5 protein-coding genes are annotated in these 5540 nt (G+C 71.0%); 3 read left to right on the top strand and 2 right to left on the bottom strand.

Features of this window, described 5'->3' with window-relative positions; translation table 11 throughout:
* Positions 1-389: Ig-like domain-containing protein (locus JWQ91_RS10295; protein WP_297783261.1), on the top strand; the 389-nt coding region annotated here is incomplete at its 5' end.
* Position 390: 1 nt separating this feature from the next.
* Here JWQ91_RS10295 and JWQ91_RS10290 read toward each other — a convergent pair.
* Positions 391-1632 carry a peptidase C39 family protein gene (locus tag JWQ91_RS10290; protein WP_297783258.1) on the bottom strand — a complete coding sequence of 414 codons (1242 nt, stop codon included), beginning with the start codon at positions 1630-1632 and terminating at the stop codon, positions 391-393.
* Between the two features lie 103 nt (positions 1633-1735).
* Between JWQ91_RS10290 and cysS the strand changes: the two genes are divergently transcribed.
* Together cysS and rlmB are read left to right on the top strand one after the other, a co-directional pair.
* Positions 1736-3145, top strand: coding sequence for a cysteine--tRNA ligase (gene cysS / locus JWQ91_RS10285; RefSeq protein WP_297783255.1), 1410 nt, complete (start codon positions 1736-1738; stop codon positions 3143-3145).
* Positions 3146-3149: 4 nt separating this feature from the next.
* Positions 3150-4094 (top strand): 23S rRNA (guanosine(2251)-2'-O)-methyltransferase RlmB, encoded by a 945-nt coding sequence (rlmB, locus tag JWQ91_RS10280; RefSeq protein ID WP_297783252.1) that lies wholly within the window; start codon positions 3150-3152, stop codon positions 4092-4094.
* A 69-nt stretch (positions 4095-4163) separates the two neighbouring features.
* On the opposite strand, the gene JWQ91_RS10275 is transcribed toward rlmB, so the two are convergent.
* Complete coding sequence (locus tag JWQ91_RS10275; protein WP_297783249.1) at positions 4164-5474, bottom strand: D-arabinono-1,4-lactone oxidase; 1311 nt, start codon at positions 5472-5474, stop codon at positions 4164-4166.
* Between the last annotated feature and the right edge of the window lie 66 nt (positions 5475-5540).

The raw sequence follows: 5540 nt of genomic DNA, 5'->3' as shown, positions 1-5540 counted from the left end.
TCGCGGACTTCGAGGCGTACTGGACGCAGAACGGCTGGGGCGAGCGCGGGCCGATCAAGACCGAGTCGCGGATCGACGTGCCCCGCGACGGGGCCACGATCGGCGCCGGGACCGTGACGGTCGCCGGCGTCGCGTGGGCGCAGCACGTGGGCGTCACGGGCGTCGAGTTCCGGGTCGACGGTGGCCCGTGGCGCACGGCGACCCTCGCCGCGGCTCCTACCGTGGACACCTGGGTCCAGTGGTCGGGGGAGTGGGACGCCGAGGAGGGCGACCACACGATCGAGGCGCGGGCGACCGATGCCGACGGTGACCCGCAGACCGCCGAGACCGCCGGCGTGCTGCCCGACGGGGCGACGGGCTATCCGCGGATCGACGTGACGGTCGGCTGACCTACCAGCGCGCGGTGTCCTTGGGGAGCGCCTTGCTGATGGGGCGGATGACGTAGACGACGCCACCGCTGCCGCGGAGCCAGGCCTTCTCGAACTGCGCCCGGGAGTAGACCCGGCGGACCGTCGAGCTCTTCGAGGCGGCCGGGTCGTTGGCGATGACCTTGCCGGTCGAGCTGAACCCGCGGACCACGAGCAGGTGGCCCGGCGTCGAGGAGATCGGCGCCCCGGTCAGCTCGCCCTTGCCGAAGGCGACCGACGCGACGAGCGGGATGCCGGCCTTGATGAACGCCTCGGCGTCCCGCAGCGAGTCGAGCCGGGTCACGAACGTGTCGAGCGAGTAGCCCGCGGCGTACGCGGTGTTGAACGGCCAGTTGCCGGTGCCGTCGTAGCGGTGGTCGAAGGTGTAGCGCGCCGCGTGGTCGACCCACGACTCGGCGTACTTGGACCACGAGTAGTCGGCCTTCGTGGGGCCCTTGCCGTAGTAGCGCAGCACCATCGAGGTCGAGGTCGGCGAGCACCAGGCCTCGCCGCCACCGCCCCACTGGGCGTACTCGCCCTTGTGGATCATCTGCGACGACATCGGCACCGCGAGGTCCTTCGTCGCCGTCATGGTGGTGGCGCTGGTGGCGCTGGCCGCGCGGGTCACGTACGACGACGCGATGCCGTTGACGGCGTGCAGCGTCGGGCTCGTCGCGGCGCCCTTGGGCTTGAACAGCATGACCCGGACCTGCCACTGGTCGAAGGACTTGCCGGCGTTGGCGACCAGGGTGTCGGTCGAGAGCTTGGCCAGGTCGTCGGTCTGCGCGGGGTACGACGTGCGCTGGATGCTCGACGAGCCCTTGGCCCAGCGTCCGACGGTGTCCCAGCTGCCGACCGTCGAGCCGCTGCGGACCCGCACGTCGATCCGGGCCCACGTGCCGCCCGGGGTGTCGATGCTCCACGACGGGATGAGGCTCTTGGCGGCGAAGCCGGTCTTCTGCCACGGGCTGCGCCAGTAGCCGCGGTCGAACGACTTCGCGCCTCCCGACACGCGCGGGTCGTCGAACTTCTCCACGACGGTGCCGGCGCCGAGCGCCACCCGGCCGCTGCCGGCCTTCAGCCCGTAGGAGTCGCCCTTGGCGAAGTCGGTGGTCTCGGTCCAGCGCGCGAACGCGGCGGGGTCGGACGCGGCGCTGGCCGGGACGGCCGGCAGGGCGGCGGCAAGCAGTGCGGTGGCGGCGAGCAGGGGAAGGGAACGGCGCATCGACCCATGGTAGGTGACGGATGGGACTCATGGGGCTGCTGTGACGAACGGGCCTCGTCCGTACGAGGGCGCCGGGTGTCGACGAGCCGATAGGGTTGGGCCCGTGGCATTTCACCTCTACGACACCGCGTCCCGGCAGATCCGTGAGCTCGTCCCGGTCCGTCCCGGGCAGGTCTCGATCTACCACTGCGGGCTGACGGTGCAGGGGCCGCCGCACATCGGCCACATCCGCAAGGAGGTCGTGTTCGACGTCCTGCGTCGCTGGCTCGAGCGCTCGGGCCTGGACGTCACGATCGTCGCCAACGTGACCGACATCGACGACAAGATCCTCGCCAAGGGCCTCGAGCAGGATCGGCCGTGGTTCGCGGTGGCCTACGAGAACGAGCGGGCGCTGCACGCGGCGTACGAGGTGCTCGGCTGCACCCCGCCGACGTACGAGCCCCGCGCCACCGGCGTCGTGCCCGAGATGATCACGATGATGCAGACCCTGATCGACAACGGGCACGCCTATGCGGCGACGGACGGGTCGGGTGACGTGTACTTCGACGTCCGGTCGTGGCCGTCCTACGGCGAGCTGTCCAACCAGAAGGTCGACGACATGCTGCCGGCCGAGGACGCCCCGCCGGAGGGCAAGCGGGACGCCCGCGACTTCGCCCTGTGGAAGGGACGCAAGGAGGGTGACCCGGAGTCCGCCTCCTGGCCGACCCCGTGGGGGCCCGGCCGTCCCGGCTGGCACCTCGAGTGCTCTGCGATGGCGGCGAAGTACCTCGGCGAGGAGTTCGACATCCACGGCGGTGGGCTCGACCTGCGCTTCCCGCACCACGAGAACGAGCTGGCCCAGTCGCGGGCCGCGGGGCAGCGGTTCGCCCGGTTCTGGATGCACAACGCGATGCTCAACCTGTCCGGCGCGAAGATGTCGAAGTCGGTCGGGAACACCCTGATGGTCAGCGAGGTCGTCAAGCGCGTGCGCCCGATCGACCTGCGCTACTACCTCGCGGCGTCGCACTATCGCTCGATCGTGGAGTTCTCCGAGGAGTCGCTGGCCGAGGCCGCGACGGCGTTCCAGCGGATCGAGGGATTCGTCCGCCGGGCGGCCCGCATCACGGGCCCCGGTGACCTCGGCGGCGTGCCCGATGCGTTCGCCGCGGCGATGGACGACGACCTCTCCGTCCCGGCCGCGCTGGCGGTCCTGCAGGGGCGCGTGTCGGAGGGCAACTCGCTGCTCGCGGGCGGCGGATCGGCCGACCTGGCCACGGCGCTGGCGGACGTACGCTCGATGCTCGACGTGCTCGGTTTGGACCCACTGTCCCCGACGTGGGATCGTGGGGGTGACGATGCGGCCTATGCGCAGGTGATCGACTCCCTCGTCGAGGGAATGCTCGAGCAGCGCCAGGAGGCACGCGCCACCAAGGACTTCGCCACGGCGGACCGGGTGCGCGACCAGCTCACAGCGGCCGGCATCGAGATCGAGGACACGCCGCAGGGTGCGCGCTGGTCCGTGAAGGGTAGCTAGGACCATGCCAGGCAACAGCAAGCGCAAGGGCGCCATCAAGAAGACCGGCAAGGGCAACCCCACCGCCGGCTCGGGTGGACGCCGTCGTCAGGGCCTCGAGGGCAAGGGGCCGACGCCGCGCGCGGAGGACCGCCCCAACCACAAGATCTACAAGATGAAGAACGCCGGCGCCAAGCGCGATGCGGCCCGCCCCAAGCGCAAGGTCGGCGACGCCGCCGAGTGGGTCGCCGGGCGCAACTCCGTGCTGGAGCTGCTCAAGGCGACCGTCCCGGTGCACGCGCTGTACGTCGCCGAGGGCACCGACCGCGACGAGAAGATCCGCGAGATCTTCAAGCTCGCCGCCGAGCAGCACGTCAGCCTGCTCGAGATCGGTCGCCTCGAGCTCGACAAGCTCACCGGTGGAGCCGTCCACCAGGGCATCGCCGCGAAGCTCAACGCGTACGAGTACGCCTCGCCCGACGAGCTGATGGCGCTGGCGGCCGAGCGTGACGAGCCCGCCCTGATCCTGGTCCTCGACGGCATCACGGATCCGCGCAACCTCGGCGCGATCATCCGCTCGGCCTCGGGCTTCGGCGCGCACGGCGTCGTGATCCCGGAGCGTCGGGCCGCGCAGATCACCGCAGCGGCGTGGAAGACCTCCGCCGGTGCGGCGGCCCGGGTGCCGGTCGCGCGGGTCACCAACATCACCCGCACGCTGAAGGAGTTCCAGGAGGATGGCTGCATGGTCATCGGCCTGGCTGCCGACGGGACGGTCGACGTCGCCGAGTCGCAGATGATCGACGGCCCGCTGGTCGTCGTGATCGGCAGCGAGGGCAAGGGCTTGTCCCGCCTGGTCGGCGAGACGTGCGACGAGATCGTCTCGATCCCGATGAGCACCGGCCTCGAGAGCCTCAACGCGGGCGTCGCGGCGGGCATCGCGCTCTACGCGATCTCCCAGCACCGAGGCTGACCTCATCGGCGTTCGAATGTCCGGGGCTGTGGATCCTCCACCGCCCCGGGATTCAGCGCGCCCGTCGGGTCAGCCCAGGACCGTGTCGAGGTACGGATTGCTGAACGTCCTCGCCGGGTCGAGCTCGTCGCGGATCGCGACGAAGGCGTCGAAGCGGGAGTACGCCCGCGAGAAGTAGTCGGCCCCGAGGGTGTGGATCTTGCCCCAGTGGGGGCGTCCCTCGTGCGCCGTGAAGATGTCCTGGGTGGCGGCGAAGTACGCCGCGTAGTCGCTGCGCCAGTACTGGTGCACCGCGACGTAGCAGTTGTCCCGCTCGTGGCCGGTCGACAGCCAGACGTCGTCGGCGGCGGCGAAGCGCACCTCGATCGGGAACGAGATGTTCTCGTGCCCCGCGCCGAACCACGCCGCGAGCTCGGCCAGGACGTGGGGCAGCGCCGCGCGGGGCATCGCGAACTCGGACTCCCGGAACCGCACGGTGCGCGGCGAGACGAACACGTTGTAGGAGTCGTCGACGTACTCGCGGGCGCTCAGCGCCGACCCGGCGATCGAGTTGACCCGGGGGATCCACGAGCGGCGGCGGGCGACGACCCGGTTGATCCCCTCGAACGCGGTGTTGCTGAGGAACTCGTCATCCAGCCAGTGCCGGAACCGGCCGACCGGACGGCGTGCGGTGCCCTCGGGGACCCGGTTGTTGCGCTTGACCGCGGTCTTCTCGGTGTGCGGGAACCAGTAGAACTCGAAGTGATCGTTGCCGTCGACGAGCTCGTCGACCCGGCCCAGCACCTCGGGCAGGGCCATGGGCTCCTCGCGGGCGTGCAGCAGGAACGCCGGCACGCACTGCAGGGTCACCTCGGTGACGATGCCGAGCGCCCCGAGGGTCACGCGGGACGCGCCGAACCACTCGTGCTGCTCGTCGATCTCCAGCACGTCGCCCGTGGCGGTCACGAGCTGGACGCCCACGACCGACGTCGAGATGCCGAACAGGCGGCCGCCCGTGCCGTGGGTGCCGGTCGACACCGCGCCGGCGACCGATTGCGGGTCGATGTCACCCAGATTGGCCAGGGCGAGGCCGCGGGCCTTGAGCTGGGGGTTCAGGTCGTGCAGCGAGATCCCGGCCTGGACCCGGACCCGGCCCTGCGCGGTGTCGGTCGCGAGGACCCGGGACATCCGGTCCAGCTTGAGCAGGACGCCGTCGGTGGCCCCGATCGCGGTGAAGGAGTGGCTCGCGCCGACGGCCTTGACCGTCAACCCCGCCGCGGCGGCCTCCCGGACGATCGACACGACCTCGGCGGTCGACGCGGGGTGCGCGATGCGTACGGGATGCGCCTCGGCGCTGCGACCCCAGTTCTGCCAGCGGGCCGCCGGCTGGTGGCTGCTCATCCGAAGTTCATGCCCTCTCCGCGATAGGTCGGGACGATCTCGGTCGTGCCGTCGGCGGCGACGATC

The sequence above is a fragment of the Aeromicrobium sp. genome (genome assembly GCF_025965075.1).
In the GTDB taxonomy this organism is placed as follows: domain Bacteria; phylum Actinomycetota; class Actinomycetes; order Propionibacteriales; family Nocardioidaceae; genus Aeromicrobium.
Note: the sequence above shows the minus strand (reverse complement) of the source record. Positions and strands in the feature narration are given on the sequence as shown.

Coding starts and splice junctions, on each gene's coding strand:
- JWQ91_RS10290 (WP_297783258.1), bottom strand. CDS start 1,632: ATGCGCCGTTCCCTTCCCCTGCTCGCCGCCACCGCACTGCTTGCCGCC.
- rlmB (WP_297783252.1), top strand. CDS start 3,150: ATGCCAGGCAACAGCAAGCGCAAGGGCGCCATCAAGAAGACCGGCAAG.
- JWQ91_RS10275 (WP_297783249.1), bottom strand. CDS start 5,474: ATGAGCAGCCACCAGCCGGCGGCCCGCTGGCAGAACTGGGGTCGCAGC.